Here is a 13,289-nt window from a genome sequence, read left to right on the forward strand (position 1 = left end):
CATGAAGCAGGATCTGCCCGAAACGCTTGCTCCGCAGCCCGCTCCCGGCGCAAGTGCCGCGAGCACAACCGGCGAGCACACGCCGGACACGCTCGCCGCGCTGCTCGCCACGCAGCGCGAAGCCTTCCTGCGCGAGCCGTTTCCGGCGTGGAGCACGCGCGCGCGTCATCTGCGCACGCTGCGCGACGTGCTGTTCGCGAATCAGGACGCGCTCGCCGACGCGATGAACGCGGATTTCGGCCAGCGCTCGAAAGCCGAGGTCGCGCTCGCGGAATTCGTGGTGCTCAAGCAGGAAATCGACGCCGCGCTCAAGCACGGCGAGCGCTGGATGCGTCCGCAGCGCCGCCGCACGGGCAAGTGGCTCGCGCCGGGCCGCGCGAAAGTCGTGCCGCAGCCGCTCGGCGTGGCGGGTATCGTCGTGCCGTGGAACTATCCGCTGCTGCTGGGCGCGAGTCCGCTCGTCTGCGCGCTCGCGGCGGGCAACCGAGCGCTGATCAAGATGTCGGAGCTGACGCCGCGCACGTCCGCGCTGTTCGCCGATCTGATCGCGCAGGCCTTCGCGCCCGACCACGTGGCGGTCGTGAACGGCGACGCGGCCGTGGGCGCGGCCTTCAGCGCGCTGCCGTTCGACCATCTGCTGTTCACGGGCTCGACGCGCATCGGCCACGAAGTGATGCGCGCGGCGGCCAACCATCTCACGCCGGTCACGCTCGAACTGGGCGGCAAGTCGCCCGCGCTGATCGGCACGCAGGCGCGCTTCGACTACGCCGTCGACAGCCTGCTGCTCGGCAAGACGCTCAACGCCGGGCAGACCTGCATCGCGCCCGATTACGTGCTGCTGCCGCGCGGCAGCGAAGCGGCGTTCATCGCCCGCGCGCGCACGCGCTTCGAGACGCTGTATCCGCAATTCGCGACCAACCGCGATTACACCTCGATCATCTCGCCGCGCCATTTCGAGCGCCTCGAACGGCTCGCCGACGAAGCCCAGGCCGCGGGCGCGCAACTGCATCCGCTCGGTCCGCGCGACGCCGCGACGCGCCAGTTCGCGCCCGTGATCGTGACGAACGCGCCCGACTCGACGCGATTGATGCAGGAGGAAATTTTCGGGCCGCTGCTGCCGATCGTGCCCTACGACACGCTCGACGAGGCGCTGCGCTACGTGAACGCGCGTCCGCGCCCGCTCGCGCTCTATCTCTACGCCGACGACGCGCGCACGGTCGATCGCGTGACGCACGAGACCGTGGCGGGCGGCATGTCGGTGAACGAAACGCTGATGCATATCGCCGCGGAGGGGCTGCCGTTCGGCGGCGTGGGCGCGAGCGGCATGGGCGCATATCACGGCTACGAGGGATTTCAGACCTTCTCGAAGATCAAACCCGTGTTCACCCAGGCGCGCCTGAACGCGCGCGGGCTGATCGCGCCACCTTACGGCAAGCTGTTCAACACGCTGATTCGCGTGATGTTGCGGTTCTGAAGCCAGCGGCCTGGCGTCGCGTGCCTCACTCCGGCAAGGCCGGAAAGCGGAACGGATTGATCGACAGCGATTTCGGATCGGGCGTGTTGCGGCCTGCGCCCGCCGCGCCTGCGGCTGATTGCTGGCCATTCGCGGCGGCAGCGGCGGCGGCTTGCGCGTTGCCCGCGACTTCGAGCCCGTGCAGCCAGGCGAGCAGTTCCGCCACCGCCTGATAAAGCTGCGGCGGCACCTGCGAATCCAGATCGACCTGCATCAGCAGCGACACCATTTCCGGCGCCTCGTGCACATAGAGGCCGGCTTCCTTCGCGCGCTGCACGATCATCTCGGCGACAAGGCCGTAGCCCTTCGCGACCACGCGCGGCGCGGCGTCGGGCGAAGCCGCGTCGTCGTAGGCGAGCGCCGCGGCGCTCTTGCGGTTCGTGCGGCTCATCCCAGTTCCCAGTCGGTTGACGACGCCGGATGCGCATCCGACGCCGCATCGGCGGACGCGTCCGCGTAGGCGTGCGTCGCCGCAGCGGCTGCCGCCTGTTCGGCCTGCGCCGCATGGTGCGCGTAAGCGTCGGCGGCGCGCGCGGCCTGACCCGCTCCGCCTGCTCCACCTGCACCACCGGCGATGCCACCGCCGATTTCGCGGATCGACAATCCGGCCAGCGCGAGTCCGAGCGCCGCGATGCGTCCGCGCAGCACCTCGCTGTGCGCCGTCAGTTGCTGCGCGCCGCCGGGGCTGGCCTGCACGCGCACGGCGAGCGCCGATCCGGTGAGCGTGAGTTCCGCGTCGACGGTGCCGAGCGACGGCAGCGCGAGCGTCAGGCGCGTGCGCCACGGCGTGTCGTCGTCGGCGCTGCGGCGCGGGCCGCGCTGGTTGTGGACCTCGTGGGCGTCGTAGTCTTCCTGCTGGATGCTCCAGTCGAGACGCACGCCGGGCCACGCCTCGCCGGTCCAGCGGAATTCGCCGGTCGCGAGCAGATCGAGTTGCTGACGCACGATCGGCAGCAGCGCCTGATGGACGCCCGCCGCCGTGCCCGCCTGGGTGTGCAGCGCGGGCAGCAGCGTGTCGCCGAGCAAGGTGTTCGCGCGCGCGGCGTTCTGCGAGGCGGCGTTGCCCGCGTCGGCGCCCGTCGTGCCGGCGGTGTTGCGCGGCTGGGCGGACGCCGCATCGGCGGCGGCGCGCGCGGCCGTCTGCGAGGCGGACGGCACGTCGGTCCAGAACACGTCGTCGATGTCGTCGGCGGCGCTGCTCCAGTCGAGCGGCAATTGCGTGCCCGCGAGCCGGTTCTGCGGTTCGTCGGCGAGTTCGGCGGGCGAGCGCTGGCCTTGCAGCCATTGCGCGAGATGCGATTCGTAGAACAGGCCGCTCGACGCGACCGTCTGCGCGAGCGCCGCCGTCAGCGCGGCCACGGGGCCGGATTGGGCCGCGAGCGCGGCGCCCTGCGTGCCTTGTGCGTTGCCGGTGGCCTGCGCGGCGTTGCCTGGTGTGGCTTGATTCGCGGCATCGGCGGCGTTGGCCGCGCCGGTCGTTCCGGTTGCCCCAGCCGCCTCGTTCACGCCATTCGCGCCCGCTTGCGCCGTCGCCGCGAGATCCGCGAGCAAGGCGCTTTCGAGCGCGGCTTCGGCCTGCGCGAGTCCCGGCAGCGGCAAATTGGCGTTGGTGGCGGTATTGGCGGCCGCGCCCGGATCGGCGCCCGGATTGGCCCAGACGGGCGCGCTGCCGACCACGGCGGGCGTGGCGTCGCCGCCCGAGCGGATGATCGCGTCGAGCGCGAGCGCGACGGCCGACAGCTCGGTTTGCGCCGACGCCTGCGGCGAATTGACGGCCTGCGCCTCGGGCAGCGCGGTGACGCCGCCCGCCAGCGCGGACACGCCCGCCTGCGCGGTGCCGGCGCTGCCTTGCGCGCCGGTCGGGCCCAGCGCGCCTACGCGGCTCGCGATCAGCGCGGCGGCGCTCGTGTCGATTCCGTTCATGCGGAGCGTGGGGCCAGTTCAGTGGCCGGGTTCGGCTCCCGGTCCGGGGCGCCGACGTCGTCAGCCGGTTTCAGGGGACGTTCCAGAATGGGCGGTGCCCGGCGCGCTGCGCCGGCAGGTCCGCCGCGGCCTGCGGCTAGCGCGCGCCGTACAGCTCCTGCAGGACCCGCGCGGGCTGCGCCGTGCCTTGAAAGAGCGCCGACAGGCGCGCCATGCACGGACTCGCGAGGTCGCGGATCGCTGCGTCGTCGGCGAGGATCTGCCGGATCAGCTCGTACTTGCGCGCGCGCTCGGTGGTGCTGAGCCGGACGCCGAGATCGGCGTCCTTGAGCGCTTCGACGAGGTGGCGGTATTCCTCCTGGAGGCCGATCAGATCGTTCCAGTGTGCGCCGCGCGCCGCGCTGAGCATCTGCCCAGACACTGCCGCGATCGCTTCATAGTGGGCGAAGTAGTCTGCTTTCGAACTCATCTCGTCAATGAGCCGGACGAAGGCCCGGATGCCCGCTGCTGCTGGGCCATCTGTTCCACCTCCGGCGCAATCCCCAACCAGGCTTCCTCGAGCGTTGCCAGCAGGCCATCGACTTCGACCAGCATGGACTCGCTCTGTTGAATATTCGCTTCGAGCAAACGTCGCGTCATGTAGCTGTAGAGTGCATTCAGGCGCTGCGCGATTTCCCCGCCCGCCTCGACGTTCAACGCCAGCTGAAGCCCGCTTTCGACGATCCGGATGGCCTTGCCGATCGCCTCGCCACGCGGCCCCACGTTGCCCATCTGCAGATGCAGGCGGGCTTGCGCAATCGCCTTGCGCGCGCCTTCGTACAGGAGCGCGATCAGCTTGTGCGGACTGGCGCCCATAATCCCCGTTTCGACACCGACGCGTGCATAGGCGTTGGCTCCAGATTGGGCAGGGGAAAACATCGGCGCTTCTCCTTCGAACGTGCGGCTGTGGAATCGGTGCTTCCGGATCCGCGCCGCCCGTGGGCGCGCGAACCGGTTCTAGCCGTGTTATCGGAAAGTATGAGGAGAAGCTTTAATGGGCTGACAGTCGGAAGGGGTTCGCGCGTCCCGGCTTACACCTGAATCTGCATGATGTCGGTGTAGGCCGCGACGAGCTTGTTGCGCACCTGCAGGCCGAACTGGAAGCCGATATTGGCCTTCTGCATGTCGACCATGACATCGTTGAGCGAAACGTTGCTGGCCCCCAATTCGAACGCCTGCGACTCGCCGACGGCCTTCTGCTGATCGTCGCTGATCTTGTCGAGCGACGCCTTGAGCGCCGCGGCGAACTCGCCGCCGCTCGCCGCACCCGAGCCGGATTCAGCCGCCGTGGCGCTGCCCGCGGCCTGGGCGGCCATGGCCTGCATCTGCGCTAGCGCCGACGTGAGTGGGTTGACTGGCACCGTCATGTTTGCTCCACGATAAAGAGAGTTGCGCGGCGGCGGCGGCCCGCGCAACCCCGGTCCGGGTGCGCGGGGGGCGACGCCCCCGGACCCGGTCCGCGTACGCAGGGTGCCGAGTCTGCGAGAAATATAGCAGTCGGACATTTTGAGCAGCCCCGAAACTAGGGGGAAAACCCGGCTCTATTCGCGCAATCGGCTTGCCACGGCTCTCGGATAATCCCTGTCGTGAAAGTCTCTGCCGCGCGCGCGCCGCAGGGACGTGCAAGTCTCCCGGAGAAACCCGTCGCATGGATTCGTCTGCCAACTCTTTGATCAACCCCGACGCCCGCATGGGCCTCGCCACCAGCGGCGCCGCCACAGGCGCCGGTGGCGCGGCATCCGGCGCCGCGGACGACCTGGGCGGCGGCTTCGCGCAGCGCCTCGGTTCGCTCTCGTCGCTGCGCAGCGTGCGCGGCAACCCGCGTGCGCCGCTGATCGTCGCTGTCGCCGTGCTCGTCGCGGTGGTCGCGGGCCTCGTGCTGTGGTCGCGCGCGCCGGACTACAAGGTGCTCTACAGCAACCTGTCCGACCGTGACGGCGGCTCCATCATCACGGCGCTGCAAGCCGCCAACGTGCCCTACAAGCTGTCCGACGGCGGCGGCGCCATTCTGGTGCCGTCCGAGCAGGTCAACGAAATGCGCCTGCGCCTCGCCCAGCAAGGCCTGCCGAAGAACGGTTCGGTCGGCTTCGAACTGATGGACAACCAGAAGTTCGGCATCAGCCAGTTCGCCGAGCAGGTCAATTACCAGCGCGCCCTCGAAGGCGAACTCGAACAGACCATCCAGTCGATCCAGAGCGTCAAGTCGGCGCGCGTGCATCTGGCCATTCCGAAGCCCTCGGTGTTCGTGCGCGAGCGCGAAGCGCCTTCGGCGTCGGTGCTCGTCAATCTGTATCCGGGCCGCGTGCTCGACGAAGGCCAGGTGGCCGCGGTCACGCACATGATTTCGTCGGCCGTGCCCGATCTGCCGGTGCGCAACGTCACCGTGGTCGACCAGGACGGCAATCTGCTCACGCAAAGCGCCGCCAGCGCGGGCCTCGACGCCTCGCAGCTCAAGTACGTGCGCCAGATCGAGCACGACACCCAGTCGCGCATCGACGCGATCCTCGCGCCGCTGTTCGGCTCGGGCAACGCGCGCTCGCAGGTCAGCGCCGACGTGGACTTCTCGAAGCTCGAACAGACCTCGGAGAACTACGGCCCGAACGCCAATCCGCAGCAGGCCTCGATCCGCAGCCAGCAGCAGAACATCGCCACCGACATGCAGCAGTCGGGCGCGGGCGGCGTGCCGGGCGCGCTCTCGAACCAGCCGCCGCAGCCGGCCTCGGCGCCGATCAACGCGCCCGCGGGCGCGAGCGGCGCGGCCGCCTCGACGCCGATTTCGGATCACCGCGACACCACCACGAACTACGAGCTGGACAAGACGGTGCGTCACTTCCAGCAGTCGCCGGGCGACATCAAGCGCCTCTCGGTGGCCGTGATCGTGAACTATCAGCAGAAGGTGGACGCCAAGGGCCACGCCACGATGCAGCCGCTCGACGCGCAGAAGCTCGCGCAGGTCGAACAGCTCGTGAAGGACGCGATGGGCTACGACATCAAGCGCGGCGACTCGGTGAACGTGGTCAACGCCGCGTTCCAGACCGACGTCGATCCGAACGCCAACCTGCCGTGGTGGCGCCAGCCGGACATGATCGCGCTGGCCAAGCAGATCGCGACCTGGCTCGGCATCGGCGCGGTGGCCCTGTTCCTGTACTTCGTGATGGTGAAGCCGGCGCTGCGCCGCGCCTTCCCGCCGCCGGAGCCGGTTGCCGCCGCCGCCGGCCCGGCGCTCGGGGGCGACGCCGAGCCGCTCCTGCTGGACGGCCTGCCGCAAGTCGAGAAGATCGAAGGCACGGGCGGCGTGGTCGAGGGCGACAGCGATCTGCTGGCCCTCGAAAACGAGAAACAGAAGTTCGAACGCAACCTGGAATTCGCGCGCAACATCGCGCGCCAGGATCCGAAGATTGTCGCAACCGTTGTCAAGAGCTGGGTGAACGATGAGCGCTGAAGGAGCTGTCAAGAGCGCACTGCTGCTCATGTCGATCGGCGAGGAAGAGGCCTCTCAGGTCTTCAAGTTCCTCGGGCCGCGCGAAGTGCAGAAGATCGGCGCGGCGATGGCCGCGCTGAAGAACGTCAAGCGCGAAGAGATCGACGCGGTGCTGCACGAGTTCGTCAAGGAAGCCGAGCAGCACACGGCGCTGTCGCTCGACTCGAACGACTACATCCGCAGCGTGCTGACCAAGGCGCTCGGCGAGGACAAGGCCGGTGCGGTGATCGACCGCATTCTGCAAGGCGGCGACACGAGCGGTATCGAAGGCCTGAAGTGGATGGACTCGGGCTCGGTCGCGGAACTCATCAAGAACGAGCACCCGCAGATCATCGCCACGATCCTGGTTCACCTCGACCGCGATCAGGCGTCCGAAATCGCCTCGTGCTTCACGGAGCGTCTGCGTAACGACGTGCTGCTGCGTATCGCCACGCTCGACGGCATCCAGCCGCAGGCGCTGCGCGAACTCGACGACGTGCTCATGGGCCTGCTGTCGGGCAGCGACAACCTCAAGCGCAGCCCGATGGGCGGCATCCGCACGGCCGCCGAAATCCTGAACTTCATGACGAGCCAGCACGAGGAAGGCGTGATCGAAACGGTCCGCCAGTACGACGCCGAGCTTGCCCAGAAGATCATCGACCAGATGTTCGTGTTCGAGAACCTGCTGGATCTCGAAGACCGCGCGATTCAGCTGCTGCTCAAGGAAGTCGAGTCCGAATCGCTCATCATCTCGCTCAAGGGCGCCCCGCCCGCGCTGCGCCAGAAGTTCCTCGCGAACATGTCGCAGCGCGCCGCGGAACTGCTCGCCGAAGACCTGGACGCGCGCGGCCCCGTGCGCGTTTCGGAAGTCGAAGCGCAGCAGCGGCGTATCCTGCAGATCGTGCGCAACCTCGCCGAAAGCGGCCAGATCGTGATCGGCGGCAAGGCAGAAGACGCTTATGTCTGACGAAGCCTCACAACCGTTGCACCGTCAACTCTCGGCGTATCAGCGCTGGGAGATGGCGTGCTTCGATCCGCCTCCGCCTCCCCCGCCGCCGCCCACGCCGGACGAAACGGCGGCGTTCGAGGCGGAACTGCAGCGTATTCGCGACAACGCCCACCAGGCCGGCCTGACGTCCGGCCACGTGGCGGGCCAGGCGCTCGGCTACCAGGCCGGCTACGACCAGGGCCAGAAGCAGGGTTTCGAACAGGGACTCGGCGAGGCGCGCGCCGTGGCGGCGCAGTTGTCGGCGATCGCGCAACGTTTTTCCGATGCGCTGACGACCGCCGAAGCGGGCGTGGCCGAAACGCTCGTCGAGCTGGCGCTCGACATCGCCCAGCAGGTGGTCCGCCAGCATGTACAGCACGACCCGACGGCGCTGCTCGCCGCGGCGCGTGAAGTGCTCGCGCACGAGCCGCAGTTGTCCGGCTCGCCGCAACTGGTGGTGAGCCCGGCCGATCTGCCGGTGGTCGAGGCCTATCTCCTCGAAGATTTGCAGGCGCGCGGCTGGACCGTGCGCACCGACGCCTCGCTGGAACGCGGCGGCTGCCGTGCGCAGGCGGCGACCGGCGAGACGGACGCGGGCATCGGCACGCGCTGGGAGCGCGTCGCCGCAGCGCTCGGGAAGGCGCGGCCATGGTGAATTCGGCGCTGCATCAGACCGTGCATCAGGCGATCCACACGGGCGGCCTCACGCCGCTCGAACAGGAACTGGCGCTCGCCTCGTTCGGCCCCGGCGTGCACGACGCGGCCCAGACCGACGGCATGCTGGTCGACGGCGACTCCGAATTCGTGCTGCCCGACCTGCCGCACTTTCCCGCACCGAATTTTTCCGCCGACATGGGCGCGGCGGCCGAGCGTCTCGCCGGCCTGCCCGCCGCGCCGGACAGCCCGGCACCAGGCCTCGCGCCCGAACCCGTGCTTGCGCCCGCGCCGGCTCCGTACACGCCGCCCGCGAATTTCGACCCGGACAATCCGCATCACGCGAGCTGGAAGGCGCGCCTGAACAGCGTGCGCGAGCGCAACGCCCTCGCGCTGCCGCTGCGCGGCTGCGGCCGCCTCACGCGCGCCGCCGGTCTCGTGCTCGAAGCCGTGGGCCTGCGCCTCGCCGTGGGCGCGGAAGTCGTGATCGAACTCCCGCCGGGCAGCTCGCTGCCGATGGCCGAAGCCGAAGTGGTGGGCTTTTCCGGCGACAAGCTGTTCCTGATGCCGACCACCGAAGTCGCGGGCCTGCTGCCGGGCGCGCGCGTGTGGCCGCTCGAAAGCGCGCCGATCGCCGATCCGATGGCGGGCGCCAAGCGCCTGCCGGTCGGCTGGGGCATGCTGGGCCGCGTGGTCGACGCCTCGGGCAAGCCGCTCGACGGCTTCGGCCCGATCAACACGGAAGCCGACGCGCCGCTCACCGCGCCCGTCATCAACCCGCTGAACCGCGAGCCGATCCACAAGGTGCTCGACGTGGGCGTGCGCGCGATCAACGCGCTGCTCACGGTCGGGCGCGGCCAGCGCATGGGCCTGTTCGCGGGCTCGGGCGTCGGTAAATCGGTGCTGCTCGGCACGATGGCCCGCGCCACCAGCGCCGAAGTCATCGTGATCGGCCTGATCGGCGAGCGGGGCCGCGAAGTGAAGGAATTCATCGAGCAGATCCTCGGCGAGGAAGGGCTCGCGCGCTCGGTGGTGGTGGCCGCGCCGGCCGACGTCTCGCCGCTGCTGCGCATGCAGGCCGCCGCGTACACCACCTCGCTGGCCGAATATTTCCGCGATCAGGGCAAGCACGTGCTGCTGCTGATGGATTCGCTCACGCGTTACGCGATGGCGCAGCGCGAGATCGCGCTGGCGATCGGCGAGCCGCCCGCGACCAAGGGCTATCCGCCCTCGGTGTTCGCGAAGCTGCCCGCGCTCGTCGAGCGCACCGGCAACGGCCCCGAAGGCGGCGGCTCGATCACGGCGTTCTACACCGTGCTCACCGAAGGCGACGACCAGCAGGACCCGATCGCCGACTCGGCGCGCGCGATTCTGGACGGCCACATCGTGCTGTCGCGCGCGCTCGCCGAAGCCGGTCACTATCCGGCCATCGACATCGAAGCGTCGATCAGCCGCGCGATGACGGCGCTGATCGACGATCAGCATCTGAACCAGACGCGCGCGTTCAAGCAGATGCTCTCGCGCTACCAGCGCAACCGCGATCTCATCAACGTCGGCGCGTACGTGAGCGGGCGCGACGCCGTGCTCGACCGCGCCATTGCACTTTATCCGCGCATCGAGGCCTTTCTTCAGCAGGGCTTTCGCGAAAGCGCGAACTACGATCAGAGCGTCGATATGCTCGGCGCGCTCATTGGACAGGGGAATAGATGATGACCCGGCAGACCGCATTGCAGACCCTGATCGGCCTCGCGCAGGACGACGTCGACGCCGCCACGCAGAAGCTCGGCCGCGTGCAGCGCGAACGCGCGGAGATCGAGAAGCAGCTGAAGTCGCTGATCGACTACCGCGACGAGTACCATACGCGCTTCACCGAGTCGGCCCGCAAGGGCATGGCCGCGGGCAACGTGCGCAACTTCCAGGCGTTCATCGACACGCTCGACGCCGCCATCGAGCAGCAGCGCCGCTTGCTCGAGCAGGCGACGCAGCGCGTCGAGGCCACGAAGCCCGAGTGGCTGCGCACCAAGCAGAAGCTCGGCTCGTACGAGGTGCTGCAGTCGCGCCAGGACGCCGTGCAGGCGCGCGTGGAAGCCAAACGCGAGCAGCGCGATTCCGACGAATTCGCCGCCCGCGCGCTGCGCATGCGCGCGTCGCAGCATCATTCGTGAAGCAGGCCATCGAAGCCGTTAGCCGTATCCAGCCGTACCCATAACTCGCACAAAGATCCACCACGCGATCCACACCGTTACGTTATCCGGGGCAGACACCATGTCGCTTCTTTCCGCAGTCAGTTCGCTCTTCGGAGCCGTCGACCCCGCCTCCAGCGGCGCCGCCTCCGCGGGCAGCCAGGCTGATCAGGCGAGCCAGGGCTTCGCTCAGACGCTCCAGCAGAGCATCGCCGCGCAGACCGCGCTGAGCCAGCCGACGCCGCAGCAATACGCGCAGTCCAGCGCCTCGCAGGCGTACAACAACGCCAACGCGTCGAACAACGCGAACGCGTCGCAGAACGCGTCGTCCTCGCAGTCGTCGCAAGCGTCGCAATCGAGCCAGTCGTCGTCGCAATCGACTTCGGGCAGCAGCTCGTCGAGCGGCACGCACAGCACCTCGAAGACCGACCATCGCGGCGACGACGCCCGCACCAACCAGCAGCAGGCCGATGCCGCGGGCGCCCAGGCCGCCGCGCAGGCCCAGCAGGCGCAACAAGCCCAGCAGGCCGCGCAGCAGTCGGGCCAGCAGGCTCAGGACGACGGCAGCGGCGACGGCACGACGCCCGCCACCGACGCCACGCTCGCGGGTCTCGCCGCCGCCGCGGCTGGCACGGCCGCGACGGCCGCGGACGGCACCACCGCCACCGCGACCACCGATTCGAAGTCGGTCGGCGACGCGCTCACCGCCGCGCTGCAAAAGCTGCGCAGCGGCGCGGCCACGCTGTCGGCGCACGGCGGCGCGACCACGCAGGACGCGGCCACGACGGGCCAGGCGATCGCCAACGGCTTCGCGGCGCATCTGGGCGCGCAGGCGAAGGCCAAAGGCCTGAGCACCGCACTCGACGACAAGACCACCGGCGCGACCGGCGACGCCAAGGCAGCCACGGCCGTCACCGCGGACGCCGCTTCGCAGACCGCGGCCACCGCACTCACGGCGGCCGTGGCGCAGCAGGCCACGCCGGTCCAGCAAGCCGCCGCGAACGCGGCCACCGACGCGCTCGCGGCCACCCAGGCGGCCGCAGCCGCCGCGGCTCAGGCCCAGGCCACCCAGGCGGCGGCGGCGACCACCAATCCGGCGGCGTCGGCGGCGGCGTCGGCCGCGCTCGCGCCGCAGGTGGGCACGAGCGACTGGGAAGACGCGCTCAGCCAGAAGGTCGTGTTCCTCTCGAACGCGCACCAGAGCTCGGCGGAACTCACGCTCAATCCGAAGGATCTCGGCCCGCTGCAAGTCGTGCTGCAGGTCTCCGAGAACCACGCCCACGCGCTCTTCGTCTCGCAGCATCAGCAGGTGCGCGAGGCCGTCGAAGCGGCCCTGCCGAAACTGCGCGAGCAGATGCAGGAAAACGGCATCGGTCTGGGCAGCGCGAGCGTCAGCGACGGCTTCTCGCGCCAGATGAACCAGCAGGCGCAACAGGACAGCGGCAGCGGCTCGGGCAGCGGTTCGCGCTCGTCGCGTTCGGGCGGCAGCAGCCTCGCCTCCGGCAGCGGCGTCGACGACGCCATCGGCAGCACCACCACGGCGCCGACCACGCGCACCGTCGGCCTGATCGACACCTTCGCCTGATGGCAATCGCCGCCAGGAACGTCTGACGACGCCTGGCAATGGCGGGCGGCGCGCGCATCGCGCCGCCCGACCGGTCGCTCTTGCACCGCGCGCCGTCGATCGACTCAGATCGCCCCTGATCGGACCCCATCGCGCGCCCTTCTTCGGGCATCGCTCTCCAACATGACGGCAGCGCGCCGCAACGCCCGGGATGCCGCGCGCATCGGCGCTTTCCGGCGTGCGCGCCGCACCTGCAACAAAACCACGAGATAGCCGGAAATCCCCCGTCTATTCCTCCCTTCGCTGTAAGGCAAAAGCCGGAACAATGCAGGCTGCCGGGATTGATGTCGCACGCGGCGCGCAACTTGCGCGACCGGCGGGCGTTTTCCCGACGGCCCCACACTCGGCCCCAACACCGCACCACCCAGGCTTACGACCGACATGGCGACCACGACCGCAAAAGATCAAGCTGCGCCCCAGGGCGCGAAACCCGGACCGCTCAAGCGGATCCTTCTCATCGTGATCATCGCGATCCTTGCCGCGGGCGCCGCCGGCGCGGGCGTGTGGTTCTTCATGTCGCGTCATCCGGCCGCCGCCACGGCGAGCGCACCGCCGCCGCCGCCCGTGCCGGTCTACTACGCGCTCGAACCGATGACGGTGAACCTGCAGTCCGACGACGGCGACACGCACTATCTGCGCATCGGCCTCACGCTCAAGCTCGACAGCCAGGCGACCCAGGACGCGCTCGTCGCGCACATGCCGGAGATCCGCAGCCGCGTGCTGCTGGCGCTCTCGAACAAGCATCCGTCCGATCTCGCGCCGCTCGACGGCAAGCGCGCGCTCGCCACCGAGCTGGCCGCGCTGATCTCGCAGCCCTCCGACCCGCGCGGCCAGCCCGCCAAGGTCGAAGACGTGCTGTTCACCGAATTCGTCGTGCAGTAACGCCATGCACAGCGCGAAGATAT

Annotated in this window: 13 protein-coding genes; 8 read left to right on the forward strand and 5 right to left on the reverse strand. The window is 69.5% G+C overall.

Annotated features, from left to right (window positions below; genetic code table 11):
• Window position 1: 1 nt before the first annotated feature.
• Window positions 2–1,474, forward strand: coding sequence for a coniferyl aldehyde dehydrogenase (locus tag G5S35_RS13885; protein ID WP_183038397.1), 1,473 nt, complete (start codon window positions 2–4; stop codon window positions 1,472–1,474).
• A 25-nt stretch (window positions 1,475–1,499) separates the two neighbouring features.
• Here the strand turns inward: G5S35_RS13885 and G5S35_RS13890 are convergent, their stop codons facing one another.
• The 5 genes from G5S35_RS13890 to fliE all read right to left on the reverse strand — a co-directional run bounded on the left by G5S35_RS13890 (window position 1,500) and on the right by fliE (window position 4,842).
• Window positions 1,500–1,904, reverse strand: a complete 405-nt coding sequence (locus G5S35_RS13890) for an EscU/YscU/HrcU family type III secretion system export apparatus switch protein (RefSeq protein WP_183038398.1) — start codon at window positions 1,902–1,904, stop codon at window positions 1,500–1,502.
• Window positions 1,901–3,436, reverse strand: a complete 1,536-nt coding sequence (locus G5S35_RS13895; protein ID WP_183038399.1) for a flagellar hook-length control protein FliK — start codon at window positions 3,434–3,436, stop codon at window positions 1,901–1,903. The genes G5S35_RS13890 and G5S35_RS13895 overlap by 4 nt, the downstream gene beginning before the upstream one ends.
• A 136-nt stretch (window positions 3,437–3,572) precedes the next feature.
• Complete coding sequence (locus G5S35_RS13900; RefSeq protein ID WP_065065639.1) at window positions 3,573–3,905, reverse strand: flagellar protein FliT; 333 nt, start codon at window positions 3,903–3,905, stop codon at window positions 3,573–3,575.
• Entirely contained in the window at window positions 3,902–4,354 is a 453-nt protein-coding gene (gene fliS / locus G5S35_RS13905; RefSeq protein ID WP_074982791.1) for a flagellar export chaperone FliS, read from the reverse strand. The genes G5S35_RS13900 and fliS overlap by 4 nt, the downstream gene beginning before the upstream one ends.
• Window positions 4,355–4,506: 152 nt before the next feature.
• Window positions 4,507–4,842, reverse strand: coding sequence for a flagellar hook-basal body complex protein FliE (gene fliE / locus G5S35_RS13910; RefSeq protein WP_065065637.1), 336 nt, complete (start codon window positions 4,840–4,842; stop codon window positions 4,507–4,509).
• A gap of 281 nt (window positions 4,843–5,123) precedes the next feature.
• On the opposite strand from fliE, the gene fliF reads away from it, so the two are divergent.
• The 7 genes from fliF (at window position 5,124) to fliL (ending at window position 13,266) form a co-directional block, all read left to right on the forward strand.
• Window positions 5,124–6,917, forward strand: coding sequence for a flagellar basal-body MS-ring/collar protein FliF (fliF, locus tag G5S35_RS13915; protein WP_074982792.1), 1,794 nt, complete (start codon window positions 5,124–5,126; stop codon window positions 6,915–6,917).
• Window positions 6,907–7,902 carry a flagellar motor switch protein FliG gene (fliG, locus tag G5S35_RS13920; RefSeq protein WP_065065635.1) on the forward strand — a complete coding sequence of 332 codons (996 nt, stop codon included), beginning with the start codon at window positions 6,907–6,909 and terminating at the stop codon, window positions 7,900–7,902. The genes fliF and fliG overlap by 11 nt, the downstream gene beginning before the upstream one ends.
• The gene (gene fliH / locus G5S35_RS13925) at window positions 7,895–8,578 is read left to right on the forward strand and encodes a flagellar assembly protein FliH (protein WP_065065634.1); all 684 of its coding nucleotides are present in this window, start codon (window positions 7,895–7,897) and stop codon (window positions 8,576–8,578) included. Before fliG ends, fliH begins: the two co-directional genes overlap by 8 nt.
• A complete protein-coding gene (gene fliI / locus G5S35_RS13930) occupies window positions 8,572–10,287 on the forward strand; it encodes a flagellar protein export ATPase FliI (RefSeq protein WP_065065633.1) in 1,716 nt (571 codons plus the stop codon). Before fliH ends, fliI begins: the two co-directional genes overlap by 7 nt.
• Window positions 10,287–10,742 carry a flagellar export protein FliJ gene (gene fliJ, locus G5S35_RS13935; protein WP_065065665.1) on the forward strand — a complete coding sequence of 152 codons (456 nt, stop codon included), beginning with the start codon at window positions 10,287–10,289 and terminating at the stop codon, window positions 10,740–10,742. Before fliI ends, fliJ begins: the two co-directional genes overlap by 1 nt.
• Window positions 10,743–10,842: 100 nt before the next feature.
• Window positions 10,843–12,345 carry a flagellar hook-length control protein FliK gene (locus G5S35_RS13940; RefSeq protein ID WP_183038400.1) on the forward strand — a complete coding sequence of 501 codons (1,503 nt, stop codon included), beginning with the start codon at window positions 10,843–10,845 and terminating at the stop codon, window positions 12,343–12,345.
• Between the two features lie 420 nt (window positions 12,346–12,765).
• Window positions 12,766–13,266: a flagellar basal body-associated protein FliL gene (gene fliL, locus G5S35_RS13945; RefSeq protein WP_065065631.1), complete on the forward strand. Its 501-nt coding sequence runs from the start codon at window positions 12,766–12,768 to the stop codon at window positions 13,264–13,266.
• Window positions 13,267–13,289 lie beyond the last annotated feature (23 nt).

Origin of the sequence: Paraburkholderia tropica, assembly GCF_014171495.1 — a bacterium.
GTDB classification, from domain to species: Bacteria; Pseudomonadota; Gammaproteobacteria; order Burkholderiales; family Burkholderiaceae; genus Paraburkholderia; species Paraburkholderia tropica.

What these genes read in the sequence shown, in the direction of transcription:
- G5S35_RS13885 (WP_183038397.1), top strand. Translation starts at nt 2, where the DNA reads ATGAAGCAGGATCTGCCCGAAACGCTTGCTCCGCAGCCCGCTCCCGGC.
- G5S35_RS13890 (WP_183038398.1), bottom strand. Translation starts at nt 1,904, where the DNA reads ATGAGCCGCACGAACCGCAAGAGCGCCGCGGCGCTCGCCTACGACGAC.
- G5S35_RS13895 (WP_183038399.1), bottom strand. Translation starts at nt 3,436, where the DNA reads ATGAACGGAATCGACACGAGCGCCGCCGCGCTGATCGCGAGCCGCGTA.
- G5S35_RS13900 (WP_065065639.1), bottom strand. Translation starts at nt 3,905, where the DNA reads ATGAGTTCGAAAGCAGACTACTTCGCCCACTATGAAGCGATCGCGGCA.
- fliS (WP_074982791.1), bottom strand. Translation starts at nt 4,354, where the DNA reads ATGTTTTCCCCTGCCCAATCTGGAGCCAACGCCTATGCACGCGTCGGT.
- fliE (WP_065065637.1), bottom strand. Translation starts at nt 4,842, where the DNA reads ATGACGGTGCCAGTCAACCCACTCACGTCGGCGCTAGCGCAGATGCAG.
- fliF (WP_074982792.1), top strand. Translation starts at nt 5,124, where the DNA reads ATGGATTCGTCTGCCAACTCTTTGATCAACCCCGACGCCCGCATGGGC.
- fliG (WP_065065635.1), top strand. Translation starts at nt 6,907, where the DNA reads ATGAGCGCTGAAGGAGCTGTCAAGAGCGCACTGCTGCTCATGTCGATC.
- fliH (WP_065065634.1), top strand. Translation starts at nt 7,895, where the DNA reads ATGTCTGACGAAGCCTCACAACCGTTGCACCGTCAACTCTCGGCGTAT.
- fliI (WP_065065633.1), top strand. Translation starts at nt 8,572, where the DNA reads ATGGTGAATTCGGCGCTGCATCAGACCGTGCATCAGGCGATCCACACG.
- fliJ (WP_065065665.1), top strand. Translation starts at nt 10,287, where the DNA reads ATGACCCGGCAGACCGCATTGCAGACCCTGATCGGCCTCGCGCAGGAC.
- G5S35_RS13940 (WP_183038400.1), top strand. Translation starts at nt 10,843, where the DNA reads ATGTCGCTTCTTTCCGCAGTCAGTTCGCTCTTCGGAGCCGTCGACCCC.
- fliL (WP_065065631.1), top strand. Translation starts at nt 12,766, where the DNA reads ATGGCGACCACGACCGCAAAAGATCAAGCTGCGCCCCAGGGCGCGAAA.